Annotated in this window: 11 protein-coding genes; 6 read left to right on the top strand and 5 right to left on the bottom strand. The window is 44.7% G+C overall.

Going from position 1 to position 16,261, the window contains the following annotated elements:
- The first annotated feature begins 204 nt into the window (after nucleotides 1-204).
- Nucleotides 205-2,556 (top strand): LysM peptidoglycan-binding domain-containing protein, encoded by a 2,352-nt coding sequence (locus DP923_RS01210; protein WP_112303758.1) that lies wholly within the window; start codon nucleotides 205-207, stop codon nucleotides 2,554-2,556.
- 145 nt (nucleotides 2,557-2,701) lie between these two features.
- Here the strand turns inward: DP923_RS01210 and DP923_RS01215 are convergent, their stop codons facing one another.
- Nucleotides 2,702-4,033: an MFS transporter gene (locus tag DP923_RS01215; RefSeq protein WP_165838126.1), complete on the bottom strand. Its 1,332-nt coding sequence runs from the start codon at nucleotides 4,031-4,033 to the stop codon at nucleotides 2,702-2,704.
- Nucleotides 4,034-4,277: 244 nt separating this feature from the next.
- Between DP923_RS01215 and DP923_RS01220 the strand changes: the two genes are divergently transcribed.
- Both DP923_RS01220 and dnaE read left to right on the top strand, forming a co-directional pair.
- Nucleotides 4,278-5,381, top strand: coding sequence for a mechanosensitive ion channel family protein (locus DP923_RS01220; protein ID WP_112303759.1), 1,104 nt, complete (start codon nucleotides 4,278-4,280; stop codon nucleotides 5,379-5,381).
- 240 nt (nucleotides 5,382-5,621) lie between these two features.
- Nucleotides 5,622-9,245, top strand: a complete 3,624-nt coding sequence (dnaE, locus tag DP923_RS01225; RefSeq protein ID WP_112303760.1) for a DNA polymerase III subunit alpha — start codon at nucleotides 5,622-5,624, stop codon at nucleotides 9,243-9,245.
- Between the two features lie 204 nt (nucleotides 9,246-9,449).
- On the opposite strand, the gene DP923_RS01230 is transcribed toward dnaE, so the two are convergent.
- Nucleotides 9,450-9,995, bottom strand: coding sequence for an REP-associated tyrosine transposase (locus DP923_RS01230; RefSeq protein WP_112303761.1), 546 nt, complete (start codon nucleotides 9,993-9,995; stop codon nucleotides 9,450-9,452).
- 361 nt (nucleotides 9,996-10,356) lie between these two features.
- On the opposite strand from DP923_RS01230, the gene trxA reads away from it, so the two are divergent.
- Complete coding sequence (gene trxA / locus DP923_RS01235; RefSeq protein WP_112303762.1) at nucleotides 10,357-10,683, top strand: thioredoxin; 327 nt, start codon at nucleotides 10,357-10,359, stop codon at nucleotides 10,681-10,683.
- Nucleotides 10,684-10,765: 82 nt separating this feature from the next.
- Here the strand turns inward: trxA and DP923_RS01240 are convergent, their stop codons facing one another.
- On the bottom strand, nucleotides 10,766-11,281 hold the full coding sequence (locus DP923_RS01240) for a DUF421 domain-containing protein (protein WP_239020896.1): 516 nt from the start codon (nucleotides 11,279-11,281) through the stop codon (nucleotides 10,766-10,768).
- Nucleotides 11,282-11,317: 36 nt separating this feature from the next.
- Entirely contained in the window at nucleotides 11,318-13,243 is a 1,926-nt protein-coding gene (locus DP923_RS01245; protein ID WP_112303763.1) for a hypothetical protein, read from the bottom strand.
- Nucleotides 13,244-13,364: 121 nt separating this feature from the next.
- Between DP923_RS01245 and DP923_RS01250 the strand changes: the two genes are divergently transcribed.
- Together DP923_RS01250 and DP923_RS01255 are read left to right on the top strand one after the other, a co-directional pair.
- Nucleotides 13,365-13,769: a DUF5329 family protein gene (locus DP923_RS01250; protein WP_112303764.1), complete on the top strand. Its 405-nt coding sequence runs from the start codon at nucleotides 13,365-13,367 to the stop codon at nucleotides 13,767-13,769.
- Nucleotides 13,770-14,100: 331 nt separating this feature from the next.
- Nucleotides 14,101-14,811, top strand: a complete 711-nt coding sequence (locus tag DP923_RS01255; RefSeq protein WP_112303765.1) for an OmpA family protein — start codon at nucleotides 14,101-14,103, stop codon at nucleotides 14,809-14,811.
- A gap of 109 nt (nucleotides 14,812-14,920) precedes the next feature.
- Here DP923_RS01255 and DP923_RS01260 read toward each other — a convergent pair whose 3' ends face one another.
- Nucleotides 14,921-16,195 carry a hypothetical protein gene (locus tag DP923_RS01260; RefSeq protein WP_112303766.1) on the bottom strand — a complete coding sequence of 425 codons (1,275 nt, stop codon included), beginning with the start codon at nucleotides 16,193-16,195 and terminating at the stop codon, nucleotides 14,921-14,923.
- Nucleotides 16,196-16,261: the final 66 nt, after the last annotated feature.

The following is a 16,261-nucleotide window of genomic DNA, read 5'->3' on the forward strand; positions in this document are numbered from 1 at the left end:
AGCCTATCGCTGCAAATGTTGATAACTTGAGGATAACTACCTTCCCTAAAATTTCCTAGACAGCAGGTAATTAACTTAATTTTGCTTTCGTTAAAAAGGTGTCTGAACAGATTAGCTTTTAGCACTTTACCCGCTTCTTTTTCAACTGAAAGTAGAGGCTGCCCCTATTAAATTTTAGCTAAAGTATATTTTACAAGATTATCCATGAGAAAACAGCTTCCTCTTCTCGTTTTATTATTTCTACCGTTGCTGGCCTGGGCGCAGGCAGTAACTGTTCCTAAAAATGTTTATTTCGCTGATATCCATTTGAAAATTTCGGATGGCGCACAGCAGGAAATTCAGAAAAAAGTAGATGCCCTGCACCGCAACCAGACCTATTTCAGAATGAAAGTAGACCTGGCCGATGCTTACTTTCCGATCATCGAGCGCGTTTTTAAAGAAGAAGGCGTTCCGGATGATTATAAGTATCTGGCACTACAGGAAAGCGGTTTGGTAGGCGATGCTATTTCTACCTCGAATGCAGTAGGCTACTGGCAGTTCAAGAAAGAGGCCGCATCGGATTTTAACCTCCGGATGGATAATAAAGTTGACGAACGCCGCCATATTATTGAAGCCAGCCGCGGTGCTGCCAAATATTTTAAGCGTAGCAACGTGTACTACAACAACTGGTTCAACTCGTTGCTTTCATACTATTTAGGGCCAACAGGCGCAAAGTCTTACACCAACCTGGCAGACAAAGGCGCTAAAAAGATGGATGTAACGGAGAAGTCGCACCAGTATGTACTGACCTTTCTGGCGCACAAAATTGCCTATGATAACTTTGTTGGCAAAAACACCCCTCCTGCTATCTCACTCCGTGAAATGCGGGGCACACCCGGCCAGAGCCTGGGCGATATTGCCCTGGCTACCCGTACCGACTACGCCGAACTGGAACGCTACAACAAATGGCTTTTAGGCAATTCTATTCCTTCGGATAAGGATTATTATGTGATGGTGCCGATCAGAAGTGGTTCTACTACTCAGATCGTTGCTTCAAATACAACTACCCAACCAAGTGCTGTTGCCAAATCTGTTCCGGCAAGTATGGCTGCGGCTGCTATGGTAAAACGCAACAACCTGAACGCCCTGATTGCCCGCGAAGGCGATACCAAAGACAGACTGGCTTTACAGGCAGGCGTTTCGACACGCAAGTTTTTGAAGTATAACGACATGCGCAACTTCGATAAAATTGAAGCTGGTGCAGCGTATTATGTAGAACCTAAGCATAGCTCCGCGCAAACAGAGTTTCACGTGGTACAGCCCGGCGAAAACATGCAGCAGATATCACAGCATTATGGCATTAAACTGCAATACCTGCAGTTTAAGAACCGCATGGGGCGCAACGAGGTGCCGCTTCCGGGCCGTGTACTTTGGCTGCAGAAACGCAGGCCAGCCAGCACACCTGTTGAAGTACGCGACCTGAGCCAGAAACAAGCCGCATCCACCCAACCAACTACTACTACTGCCCCAACCACTGTAAAAAGCACACCGGCAAAAGTAGCAACCGCAAAGGCCGATGCCCCGAAAGAGAATTTCTTTACACGCTTTATCAATAGCTTTAAACGCAAAAAAGCAGCTCCTGCTGAGGCCGCTCCTGTACTGGAAACACCTGTTGCTGAAGCTCCGGTAACCGAAACGGAGCCGGTAGCACCGACAGAGGTTTTTGTTGAGCCTGCCATCGACCCGAATGCAAACAAATCGGCGATGTACCCGGGCCAGCGTACTTTGCCGGCCACTAACACAACGCCTGCTAACACTGCGTCAGCTCCAGTTGCATCAGGTGAAGCAGAAATTGAAGATATAACACCGGAAGATGAGGGTGCCTTTACAGAAACCGCAACTGCGCCAGCACCAAAGCCTGCCGTAGTACCTGTTAAAAAAGCAACTCCGGCTCCTGCTTCTAATAAAACAGTTGCTGTTACGCCAGCTAAAACAGACACAACGCCTGTAAGCAGGCCTGTTATGAAAGCGGCAAAACATGCAGTGCAAAAAGGCGAAACGCTATATGGCATTTCAAGAATTTATGCTGTAACAGTTGCTGATTTAGTTGCCTGGAATAACCTAACCGACCAGCCATTAAAACTTGGCCAGGAACTGATTATTGCAGAGCCATTAAATGTACCTGCGCAGCAACAGCAAACCACTTCAACTCCTGCTGCTGTAACCGGCACACACACTGTACTTGCAGGCGAAACGCTTTACCAGATTTCTAAAAAGTATAACGTATCGCTGCAGGACCTGAGTACCTGGAATAACCTGGTAGATAATGCCATAAAACCAGGTCAGGAATTACGTTTAACGGCACCTGCAGGCGAAGAAGAAGTTGAAGAAGAGACAAGTTCGCAGGCCGTAACTCCAATCCAAGGAGAAAGTATGTACCACACCGTGGCTTCCGGCGAAAGTATGTACCAGATATCGCGCAAGTATGGCGTAACGATTAAAGACCTGATGGAATGGAACAACAAGTCAGATTTTAATGTGAAGCCCGGCGACAAGTTATTGGTTAAACGTAAGTAGGACTAAGATTTTTTGGCTTAGAGGATTGTAAGATTCTTTCTACACCCAATGATAAACGCCTGCCGAAGTATATCCGGCAGGCGTTTTATTTATACTTTAAACTATCTCGAAATATTATTTGTCATAACTTCCTTTGTCGTTAAACTTATCTTTCTTCCGGTGGTGCTGTCAGGCTGGAAGCGGTTTGCAGGCCTGTTGCTATCTCGGGGAGGATACCCAGGCGCTGATAGATCGGATCAACTAATGCCCGGAGTTTGCTTAGGTTAAGCGCAAACGGAATGATACTGATCGCACATAAGAATCCGCAGCCGGCCAATGTATACGCTACGCCAATTTCTTCGGCAACCGTACCAGCCAGCATACTTCCGAAAGGCGCCATCCCCATAAAAGCCATACTATACAGGCTCATGACGCGGCCACGTTTGTTATCATCTACTATCGTTTGCAACAGTGTATTGCAGGAGGCCATGGTCACGATCATACCAAAACCACTGAACAGCATACACACCAAGGACACCAGTAAGATTTCTGAAAAGGAAAAAGCGATCAGCGCTACACCGAAAAGCGCCATGGTAAAAACCAGTACTTTACCCAGCCCGACTACCGTTTTACGTTGTGCCAGAAAAAGCGCACCTACCAACGCACCCACACCCGAGGCGCCCATCAGATAACCCAACGTGTTGGCACCGCCATGCAGAATATCGCGTGCAAAAACCGGCATCAGCACACTAAACGGCATCCCGAACAAACTAAGCAAGGCCACAATAAGTATGAGTGCACGGATCGGGGCAAAACCAAATGCGTAATTCACCCCTTCTTTTAAAGATTGCCATACTTTATGCTCCTGCTTTATACGCTCAAAAGGCTTCAGGCGCATCAGCAATAAAGAGCCCAGCACCGCCACGTAACTTACTGCGTTAATTAAAAAACACTGCCCCTCGCCTACCGTCGCAATTAAAACACCGGCCACCGATGGCCCAATCAAGCGCGCCATGTTAAACATCGAAGAATTAAGTGCAATAGCATTACTGACATCCTCACGCTTTTCGACCAGCTCAATTACAAATGCCTGACGCGTTGCAATATCGAAGGCATTAACTGTTCCTAAAAAAGCGCTTAAAGCCAGCACATGCCATACTTCCACGGTATTGGTCAGCACGAGTGTAGCCAGCAGCGAAGCCTGTAGCATAGACAGGAACTGGGTAAGCAAAAGTATGCGGTGGCGGTTAAACCTATCGGCGAGCACTCCTGCAAACGGCCCTAGTAAAAAAGAAGGTATCTGGCTGCAAAACGTAACGGCCCCTAACAGAAAAACAGAATCGGTGAGGCGGTACACGAGCCAGCTTAAAGCAATCTGCTGCATCCAGGTGCCGATAAGTGAGATGCCCTGCCCCATAAAAAAGAGCCGGTAGTTGCGGTATTTCAATGCCCTGAACATGCCACTTAATTTTCCCTCCGCCCCTATTGCCTGCGCCATATTAGTAAGTATTTCATTGTATGAAGTTCGCCTCTTGCTTACGTAGCAACCAGCTATACGTGTTATAACTAGCTGCCTGATACATTTACTTTTTGTACTTACTGCGTTACAAAAAGGCACCGAAAGAGTTTTTTAGCTAACTTGTTCGGGTCTCCATAAGGTTTTTTATACAAATTTAAAAGGTAACATTACCGGCAAGGCGGGGTATAAATAACCTGCTTTTTATTTATGATAGTATAACAGCATGAACGACCTACTTAACCGAATATACTTCCATAACACCATACAGGATTACCTGATCGCCCTGACCATCATCATTTTAGGCACCCTGATTATTAAGATTTTTAAGCGTTACGCCCTTACCAGATTAGAAAAATGGACAGAAAGCACCAAGACCAGCTTCGATAATTATATAGTAAAAAGTGTAGAGCGTTTTGGCATTCCGATTTTGTATGTTGGGGTTATTTATGCAGGTTTATTTTATTTAAACCTACCGGCCAGGTTAAATACGTTACTGGCATCTGCTACCACTGTTGCTGTTACAATACTGGTCATCCGGTTTATATCTTCTACTATTCTCCTGATCATACGGGCGTACCTGCGGCGAAAACATCCGGGTTCGGCTAATGTAAACGAGTTGGGCGCCATTCAGCTTGTGGTGAGTGGTGTTATCTGGTTTCTGGGGCTCGGCTTTTTGCTCGATAACCTGGGCTATGACCTTACAGCCATTATTGCTGGTTTAGGGATTGGCGGTATTGCCGTGGCGCTGGCTGCCCAGAATATCTTAGGCGACCTTTTCAATTACTTCGTTATCTTTTTAGATAAGCCATTTGAAGTTGGTGATTATATTGCAGTAGGGGATAAAAGCGGAACGATCGAGCACATCGGTGTAAAAACCACCCGCCTTAAAAGCCTGACCGGCGAGCAACTGATTATTGCCAACAGCGATCTAACCAGTTCACGCATCCATAACTTTAAGCGCATGGAAAAGCGGCGTATAGTTTTCAAAATCGGTGTCACTTACCAGACCTCACACGAGGATCTGCAGAAAATACCGGATCTCTTAAAATCTATTGTAGAATCTCAAAACCCGGTATTGTTCGATCGGGCGCACTTTGTTTCCTTCGGCGATTCCAGCCTTGATTTTGAAGTGGTGTATAATGTGCTCAGTTCAGAGTATAACAAGTACATGGATATTCAGCAAGCCATAAACCTAGGCATATTTAAAAAGTTTGAACAGCTGGGCATCGAAATGGCTTATCCTACCCGAACACTTTTTGTAGTTAACCAGGAGCAGGAAACAGAAGAAGCAACTAACCTCAGGTCTTTCGGATCCCGGACTATGTAAGTATAAAGTAAACGATCCGTTAAGTATGGCAGCTTTATAACAAAGGCTGCCATACTTATTTTAAGCCTAACCCTGCGACTAATTTCAAGTTGATTTTGTTCTCTCCGAAGCACTCGAATTGTTTGGGCAGCCGCCCGATTTTCCGTAATTTTAACATCCCGAAAACGACCGGCAAGTATAGATTTCAGCTAATACAAAGGTCATTCGTAATTCATACTTTTAAATACGTAATTCCTCCAGATGCCTGTATTTTCGCATTTACATACCCATACCCAGTATTCGCTTTTAGATGGCGCGGCCAGCATTGGTGCCCTCATGAAAAAAGCGCAGGCCGATGGCATGCCAGCCGTAGCCATGACCGACCACGGCAACATGTTCGGGGCGTTCAATTTTGTGGCCGAAGCAAACAAGTATAACATCAAACCGATTGTTGGCTGCGAGTTCTACCTGACTCTGGATCGCCACCAGAAAAACTTCACCAAAGAGCAGAAAGATGTGCGCCACCACCAGTTGCTGCTCGCCAAAGACCAGGACGGCTACAAAAACCTGTCGAAGCTTTGCTCGCTTTCTTACATTGAGGGCGTGTATAGTAAATGGCCCCGCATCGATAAAGAACTGCTGGTAAAGTATAGTAAAGGCTTAATTGCGACCAGTTGCTGTATTGGCGCCGAAGTGCCGCAAGCCATACTTTGGAAAACCGAGGAAGAAGCCGAAGAAATATTTAAGTGGTGGCTCGATCTTTTTGGCGAAGATTATTACATCGAAATACAGCGCCACGGGCTGCAGAACATAGATGGCACCGGCAAAAGCCAGGAGGACATCAACCAGGTTTTGCTGAAGTGGGCCAAAAAGTATAATGTAAAAGTTATCTGCACCAACGACTCGCACTACGTGAACCAGGACGACTGGAATGCGCATGACATTTTGCTGTGCGTAAACACTGGCGAAGATCAAAGCACACCAGTAGGAGATTTCCAGACGCGTTATTACCGTTTTTTGTCTGATGACCAAAAAGTAATCTATGATACGGTAGAGAATGTGCGGAACAAGTATGGCAACAGCCCAGGCATACGCCATATGCTGAACCGCATTGAGGAAGCAGGGCCACGGACACGCTTTGGTTTCCCGAACGACCAGTTCTACTTTAAAACACAGGCCGAAATGAACGTACTGTACAGCGATGTACCAGAGGCTGTAGACAATACAAACGAAATTGTAGATAAAATTACGCCTCCGGTGCTTAAGCGCGACATTCTACTGCCAAACTTCCCGATTCCGCCGGAGTTTGCCAATGCCGATGATTACCTGCGCCATTTAACGTTTAAGGGTGCTGCTAAGCGCTATTCGGAAGTAACCGCTGAGATTGAAGAACGCCTGGATTATGAGCTGCGCATTGTACAAACGATGGGCTTTGCCGGTTACTTCCTCATCGTGCAGGATTTTATCAACAAAGGCCGTGATATGGGTGTGGCTGTTGGTCCGGGCCGTGGTTCGGCGGCCGGTTCTGCAGTAGCGTATTGCATCGGTATTACTAACATCGACCCTATAAAGTATAGCCTGCTGTTCGAGCGATTCCTGAACCCGGAGCGTGTGTCTATGCCCGATATTGATATTGACTTTGACGACGTGAACCGGCAACGCGTGATCGATTACGTGGTAGATAAGTATGGCAAAAACCAGGTAGCGCAGATTATTACCTTCGGTACGATGGCTGCCAAATCATCTATCAAAGATGTGGCCCGCTCTACCTCATTGCCGCTTGCCGAGGCCAACGAACTGGCTAAAATGATACCAGACACCCCAGGCACGACGCTGGCGAAAGCCTTCATCGAAAACCTGGAACTGGCCGCCATCCGCGAAGGCGACGACCACCGCGGGCAAACCCTGCGCCTCGCCGAAAAACTGGAAGGTTCTATCCGCAACACAGGTATTCACGCGGCCGGCATCATCATCGCCCCGGACGATATCACCGAATACATTCCGGTTTCCACATCCAAAGAGTCTGAGTTGCTGATTACGCAGTTTGATGGGAAAGTAGTAGAAAGTGCCGGCATGCTGAAAATGGACTTTCTGGGCCTTAAAACCCTGACCATTATTAAAGATGCGATTGAGCTGATCGAAAAAAACCACGGTGTTAAGATAGACATTGATGAGATTCCGATAGACGACGAGAAAACGTACCAGCTTTACCAGCGCGGCGATACCATTGGCACGTTCCAGTTCGAGTCGGAAGGGATGCGCATGTACTTGAAAGACCTGCAGCCAACCAACATCGAAGATCTGATCGCCATGAACGCCTTGTACCGCCCGGGCCCGATGCAGTTCATCCCGAACTTTATCAACCGGAAGCATGGCAAAGAGGAAGTAGAATACCCGCATGAGCTGCTCGAACCTATCCTGAATTACTCGTACGGGATCATGGTGTACCAGGAGCAGATCATGCAGACGGCCCAGATTCTGGCCGGTTACTCGCTGGGTGGTGCCGATTTGCTGCGCCGCGCGATGGGTAAAAAGGACATGAAGAAGATGGCCGAAGAGCGCGAGAAGTTTATTGCCGGAGCCGCAGAAATGCATAAGATTCCCGCGAAAAAAGCCTCTGAGGTGTTTGACGTGATGGAGAAATTTGCCCAGTATGGCTTTAACCGCTCCCACTCTGCTGCTTACTCTGTTGTAGCCTACCAAACCGGTTACCTGAAAGCACATTACCCCGCTGAATACATGGCGGCGGTACTGACCAACAACATGAACGACATCAAGAAAGTAACCTTCTTTATTGAAGAAGCGCGCAAGCTTGGTGTTGCCGTTCTGGGTCCGGATGTAAACGAATCGTTGCTGAAATTTAATGTGAACGAACAAGGGCAGATCCGTTTCGGTCTGGCTGCCATAAAAGGAACCGGCGAAGCGGCTGTAGATGCCATTATTTCGGAGCGTGAAGCAAAAGGTCCTTACCAAGATCTGTTTGATTTCTCGAAGCGCATAAACCTGCGTGCTGTGAACAAGAAGACGTTTGAAAGTATGGCTTTGGCCGGTGCTTTTGATTCGTTTGGCTCGTACCACCGCGCGCAGTTTGTAGATATTCCGGTTGGCGAAAGTATAAGTTTACTGGAGAAAGCGGTGCGCTACGGCAACAGTTACCAGGCAGAGTTGCAGGCTGCGCAGCAATCGTTGTTCGGTGGCGGCGCTGCGGTGGCGGCACCATTGCCTAAAGTACCGGAAGTTGCGCCCTGGACGCAGGCCGAAATGCTTCGCCGAGAAAAAGAAGTGGTAGGCTTTTACATTTCCGGGCACCCGCTCGATCAGTTTAAGCTGGAGATAGACTCGTACTGTACCTGCGCTTTAAACAACCTCGAAGAGTATAAAAACCGCGATGTGAACGTGGCCGGTATGGTTGCCGAGGTCGTGATCAGAACAGCAAAAAATGGGAATCCATTCGCGCTTTTCTCGATAGAAGATTACGACACTACATTGCAAATGGCGCTTTTCGGTGAAGATTATGTAAAGTTCTCGCCTTACCTGAAACAGGGCTTATACTTGTTTATCCGGGGCAAAGTACAGCTGCGGTATAAAACCGAAGACCAATGGGAACTGAAACCTACCAACATCCAATTGTTAGGCGATGTGATGGATAAAATGGCACAGGGCGTTCATCTGCACATCAACATGAACACCTTTACACCGAACATGGCCGAAGCACTGGAAACCGCCATTGTCGCCAGCCCAGGCCAGAAACGCCTCGAAATGACACTGCACTTGCCCGAAGAAAAACTGGCCCTGCCTGCTTACTCCCGCAAGTATAGAATCGATCCGAAGTTATTTCTGGGTTCGATTAAAGAGATTGGTTTAGGCGAGTGTAAACTCATTTAAGTTGATTTGAAGATTTGAAGATGAGGAGATTTGAAGATAATTCTTCTCCTTGTAATAAGTATGAAAGAGGTATGCTGCTACGGCGGCGTGCTTCTTTTTAGTTTTCCCTCCTTTTTTCTTACTGCTCTTTCGGACATCCATGTCCGAAAGCACTCTGCTGGGGACATCCGTGTCCCCGTATTACAATAATCCTCATCACAGCGATTAATCCAGAAATTCTACTTGCAATTGCCCTCCCAAACCTGCATAGTTACCCGCAGAACTATAAAGGTAATGTTCAGGCTCTGCCACTATTTCGGTACGTACCGGGTTCTGATGGATATAATTTAGCTTTTGTTTTATAAACTCATTTGAAATTAGCTCTTTAGCTTCATTACCTTCCTGCCATAGTTTGTAATGTCTTACTTTTGAATTAAGCTTTGCATTGAACTCAAACCGGTGCAGCATCCACTGCTTACGACTCTCCGACTCAGCTTGTATGGCCTTTATAAGCTGGCGGCTCGTAAAACCTTTAAAGTCGCGGAGTATATCTGATAAGCTTTTACTTTCTTCTGCGGCGGCTATCCAATGAAGATGATTACTCATCAGGCACCATGCATATAGTTTCAGCCCTTTCTTTTCCTGACAGAATTTTAGTGCATCTACAATAATATGCTTGTACACAGGACGGATAAATACATCTACCCACTCTACCACCGTCATTGTCATAAAGTATAGGCCTCCGGGCACGATGCTATTTTTTATCCCCATATAATTTATACTTTGTTGCACTTGCTACTGTTACGGCTATTATACTGTTTGTGGTACGGGGACATGGATGTCCCAGACAGATTGCATCCGGACATGGATGTCCGAATGAGCGGTATTGTTTTGATCAACTAACAATCCCAAACATCAGTTGTAAACACTGCCAAACTTTTCCCGGATTCACTTGTTTATACAAATCAGATAGACATTCTATAATAGCGCTCGTAAGTATAACGTGTTGCACATGTAGCAACACATAACACGACAGCTTGTCAGATAGCCTGGATTTGGGTTAAAATTTGACAAGCTTATTATAGTTCTTATATTTATAACACAAAATCGAACACAACAAAACGTTAAAGTTATGGCTAACAAAGCATTAGAAATCACTGACGCTAATTTTGATGAAATCATCAATTCAGATAAACCAGTATTAGTAGACTTTTGGGCAGAATGGTGCGGACCTTGCCGCATGGTGGGCCCAATTGTAGAAGAGCTGGCCGGCGAGTACGAAGGCAAAGTAATTATTGGTAAAGTTGATGTAGATGCTAACCCGCAGGTTTCTGCTAAGTTTGGTATCCGCAGCATTCCAACTTTACTTGTTTTCAAGAACGGCGAAGTTGTAGACAAGCAGGTTGGTGCAGTTCCTAAAAACGCGCTGGCTTCTAAACTGGATGCGCAATTAGCATAAGTTAAAGTATAAATCATACTTAGAAAAAAGGCCTCTCCTGCTATTGCGGAAGAGGCCTTTTTATGTCTTTTAAAGTATACTTCTACTCTTTGCAGATAATACTGATATCGCCGTTACGCTCCAGGCAGGCGACAGCTATCGTACTAATATCGGGTTGATGACCAGCATGGCGCAAGGCTTCCAGTATGTCGTTTTCCGTTACGCTGTTGCTGCGCATAACATCCCATTGCAGTTGCCCGTCTTTTACCAGTTCCTGTGATTTGCCTTTGATCAGATTCCCAAAACCACTATTTGTTTTAAAAGCAAGTATGGCCAGCAGCTTATGCAACAAGACAAGGGTTAGTGCGGCAGCAATGGTAGGCCAGAAAGGAGAATTACCTGTAATAGCCCGGCTTAGTACAGAACCGTAAATAATACCAAGTACAATATCAAAAGCAGTATTCTTCCCAAAAATACGGTGGCTTCCCAGCCTTATCAAAGCAAGTGCAGCCATAAATACAACTACAGCCCGCATCGCCATATGCCACCAGGTAAGCGAATCCTGGCTTACTCCTATACCCAATAAGGAGTTGAATGTATCTACAACAGTCTCTACCATACTTTAACAAACGCACTGTTGGTAACAGAGTTTGCTTCAGCCTTCTTCCGGGCAATCGCAGAGGCTTTTATCCAGCGCTACAATCACCTGAAAATTGTCTTTTACTTCTTTTATCTGGTGTTGCAACCGGGCGTTGTATTCCTGCACAACTTGCGGGCCGGGGTTCTGTATCTCCAATTTGCTTAAATTATCGAGCGTTTTAATGGTATTGGCCAGGTCCTTGCTTTTTTCATGCAACCGGCTCAGGTACAGGTCTAGCCCTTCGTTAGCAGAGGCCACAGTCTGAAGGTTGCGCTCGATGCAACTTTGCTGTTTCAGGTGTTGCAGCACCGTTTTTTCGGCAGTTAGCTGCAGTTCTTCTTTCAGTTTAAGTGCCTGTTTCAGTTTATAACTTTCGTAACGTTTATTATAAGCTGTTACGGCCTCGCGCACATTATCCCGGCAGGTTTTACATTTACTGCTGTTGGCTTTATCCAGTAATTTGTTTCGCTGGTCTACTGTTTCGTCGGTGGCTGGCAGGTCTGATAGTTTCTTTACTTCCTGGTCAAACACATCTTTGTACTGCAGGTCTTCGAGCTTTGCGATCAGTTTCAGAACAGCTTCGCCTTCTACGGATGTAGCCAGAAACTCCTTTCGTGGTAACTCAATTGCATACAGTTTCGCTAAAGCTGCCTCGCGTTTATCCGGTGTGTTCCAGGTCTTGGGTTCGTTTTCCAGTTCGCGCATGGTGTTTACCAGTTCTTTTCCGCCTTTCAGGTTATGGTCCGCTTCCAGGTACAGATCGGCGTTGGCAAGTATGGCTTTGTACTCGTTCCGGAAGATATTCTGATACGTACTATTCTTACTGAACTCCGTTTCGCGGGCATCAAATGTAGCTTTCAGGCGCTTGTATTCCTGTACAATGCCGAACAGGTTTTTTGCGTTTATTTCGGAGCTGTTGTTGCGGTAGTTCAGGCGGTAGGTGTTCAGGTTCTGCTTCATTTCAGCAAAAACCCTTAAAAACTCCACGTATAACTTCTCCTGCCGAAACGTTTCGTCGTTTACCAGTTTCTGCTCGTAGGCGTTCTGTACTTTTTGCTTGCGTTTTTCGATCAGGTCCAGTGTTACTTCATCGCCGGTCAGCACATCCATCCTGTAAAGCGATTTGTAGTTGGCCACTACCATAAACGGATAATCTTTATACCCTGTCATTTCCTCAATCATCCGGCGGTCGAGTTTGTTCGGGTTTTTAGAGAGGTAATCTGTTAGTTTGATAGATTTGATGGTAACCGTTTTAACAGTGCCCGGCACAAACACATAAATGCGAACAGAGTGCAGGCGCGTATCAAAATCCTGGCCTTCGTAGAGGCGGATCGTGGAGTTGAATTTATACTCTTTCTTATTGTTGCGCGTGTTCAGCAGATTACCAAACTCACCCACCAAAGAGAGCATTGCCCCGGACGGGCTGGTCAGTTTCGAGATGTTTACAAGCTGGCTGGCCACCATCCCGAATATTTCGTCGCCCTGGCTATTGGTGATGGCTTTGGCATTTATAACAGCATCTATACTGCTTTGGGTAGAGGTAAGCGGCATTTTATCGATTACACGCACTACTTCCAAATGGTCGCTTACCTGGGTTTTATATTCTTTATTATCGGTGTTGATGTAGAAATTATAAAGCGGGTACACAATGCCATCGTTGCCGAACAGCTTCATGTTTTTGAGTTGCGCCGTTATAAAAAGATATTCCAGAGCGTTGCCATACTTTTTCTTGGGTTTTCGTACACCTTTTTCCAGCTCGTTGAGTACACGCGGAAAGCGGTTTCCATTAAAAAGGTAAATGTCCGTAGAAAGGTATTGCCATTCATCCGAAAACTTAAAATCGTCGTTATAACTATAGCCCAGGCGTGTTTCGATGTTGTTCTGGGCGCTAACCTGCTGGCCGAATAAAAGCAGCGAAAGTATAAAAACTATTTTTTTCATTATTTTGTTATAAACGCGAAATACCGGGCAAATAGGTTAAAGTCTGAACCTTAGCGCTTTCAGGCATACTGATTTAAATTACAAACTTAGTAAAACAACGGTTCATTTACAGTACCATTATATGTACAAGTTCTTATTATCCGTAATATTTCTGATGGCTGCGTTGCAACCAACCCAGGCCGTTACTACACTACCTTTTGCTGCAAATGCAGTTTATACTTTGCCGCTGGATGATAAAGCCGAGAGCGCAAAAATCATGCAACTTATCACTTACATTAAAACCCTGGAGGGTGCCTCGTTTATCCGGAATGGCAGCAAGTATAGCTGCGAAGAAGCCGCCAAGCACTTGCAATCGAAATGGGAGAAGCACAACGATAAAATAAAAACGGCAGAAGAATTTATTCAGAAACTGGCCTCACATTCAGGCATGTCCGGGGAAGAGTATCAGATACAGTTTGCTGATGGCACCACAAAACCTACTGCACAGGTTTTGCTGCAGGAACTGAATCGCTTGCAAGGCAAATAACATGTGCTATAACGCAGCAATTTTATACTTTGTAAGTATGGCCTGATGCCCGTTCGGAATAAATAAAAAGCCCTGTATCTTCTGATGCAGGGCTTTTTATTTAGCTACTCTCTATCTATACTTGCTTTGTAGTTTGCTTTCAGAAGTATAAAACTAGAATTAACATCTAAAAATAGAAATAACGCAATATAGCAGTTCATGTTTCGTTTAGGAGAAAGATGTTAACAGATCAGCGTTAATTTCTGATAGTTTGTAGGTAAAAGGCTAGTTATTTTATCATATTTGTAAATCTTAATCTATTTAATTTTTTAGTCCACAAATCAAGTAAAACATGAAATTCAACTTTGTTAAAGCCTCCTCTTCGTTGGTGCTGTGCGCTGCCCTGCTGGCATCTTGTGTATCTTCTAAAAAGTATGAAGATTTAAAAGCCAGTAAAGAAGCGCTGGAGCGCGAGCAGGCTGCATCCAAACAAAAAGCAGACGAACTGGCAACCAGCTTAAAAGACCGCGAGCAGAAACTGGCCGAAATGGAACGTGCCATGAACGAGCAGCAGAAAATACTGGATAACCTGCGCAACGAAGTAAACAATGCCCTGAAAGGCTTTAACCAAGGCGACCTGAGCGTATCTGTGCGCGATGGCAAAGTATATGTATCGTTATCTGACAAGCTGCTTTTTGCAACAGGCAGCACCAAGGTAAACACTGAAGGACAGCGCGCCCTGAACCAACTGGTAGATGTATTAAAGAAAAACCAGGAAGTTGGTATTATGGTAGAAGGCCACACAGATGATGTGCCGGTTGCCAAAGGTACAGCAGGCATGCAGGACAACTGGGACCTGAGCGTACTGCGCGCTACTGAAATTACACGTCTGATGGCTAACAAAGGTTTATCGCCGGACAGAGTTACTTCTGCAGGCCGTTCGTTCTATCAGCCAGTTGATACAGGCCGCACGGCAACTGCCAAAGCCAAGAACCGCCGTACCGAGATCATCCTGACACCGGATTTCTCTGAACTGTACAAGATCCTAGGTATCAAATCGTAAGTATAGTTTTTACATAAAACAAAAGCCGATGATCAGCAATGGTCATCGGCTTTTGTTTTATAGCTTGGGTAAACGGATTTTGTTTTAAGATAATAATTTTTTTAATGCATCATAGGTTTACTTGAAATTTTAAGAATTGTCTTATTTTTTTCTTTTGCAACTCTTCAGAATCAAATACATAACCAAAAAAATCCTGATAGCCATATCCTGTTGCATCTGCTATAATCACTGTCTTAATATTAAAGCTATTTAGATTTTTATCCCGTAATAACTTAGGATTCAGACTTTTGATAAAGTTATCAGCATTAAAACTTGTCATTTCTGCAGGAAGTTGTACCAGCCAATTACTATGAAGCACCTTCGCATCAGTTAATAAGTGCAAAGCATAATATGTAGGTTTTTCTTTTGAAAATTCGATTTTGAAGTTATTAAATGCTTTGCTTACTATATTATAGTTCGGTTTACTGATAAAGCTAAGATCTGCAGGAATGTTTTTGACAACGCTATAATAGGAATATGCATTTTTGTCTGCATCTCCAAGCGTTGTTAAGAGTTCATATTCTTCAAATATCTTTTCTGGATACATCAGGTGAGGAAGCGATGGTTTTTCAGCGGGTGGATAGAAAATATTAACCATTACTGTATGGTATATCTTTAAAGGATCCTGGTAAATGCCAGCTTTCTGATACCCGTCTAAATAAACCGAGTTAACTGTAAACTTCTCCGGCAAAATGAAATTATGCTTGGTGACATCCTTAGCTTCAGACTCCTCTACTCTCACATTGTCTGTAGTAACTTCTTTAAAAAAATATTTCCCTCGTTGAGGCAAAAGTAAATAGGTTAAGCTAGAAGGTAGCATTCTCTGATAGGTGATATCATAATTATCCGAGGAGTACGTTCCTCCAGAACCCGGATAATTAGTTGCTGAGAAGTAATGATCATAATAATTAAAATTCTTATTAAGCGTTGGAATATTATAGGTTATCTTACTTCTGGCTTGTGCAGTATGTGTGTAGGAAGCAGCACCATAAAAATTATCATAGGATTCGGTGATTTCCCATGTATCAGGATCAACCTGCATAAAAGTACTTATACCATAATAAGCTGGATCAATATCGGTGTACTTCGTTATTGTTGTGATGTTTAATTTAGCATCTTTAGAAGTTATTTTCAATGGGTGATCATACGCGGCATTTAAAAGCGTATCCAGTAATACCTTACCATCCTGCTGCGAGATAAGTACCTCAAATTCAGCAGTGGCCAAATACGGAGCTTTAAATGTGATGTTAAATTGATTAACCGGTTCAGGCGTAGGATCAGATTTTTTCTCGCAGCTAAATAAACAGAGAGTAGAAAGGGCTAATAGCAAAAGTTTGTGCTTCATTGCAATAACATAAAGGGTCCAGAATGAAACCTTAAGTTACCACGAATATTGAAATAACAGTATAAA

This window comes from Pontibacter arcticus, assembly GCF_003284895.1.
Lineage (GTDB): Bacteria > Bacteroidota > Bacteroidia > Cytophagales > Hymenobacteraceae > Pontibacter > Pontibacter arcticus.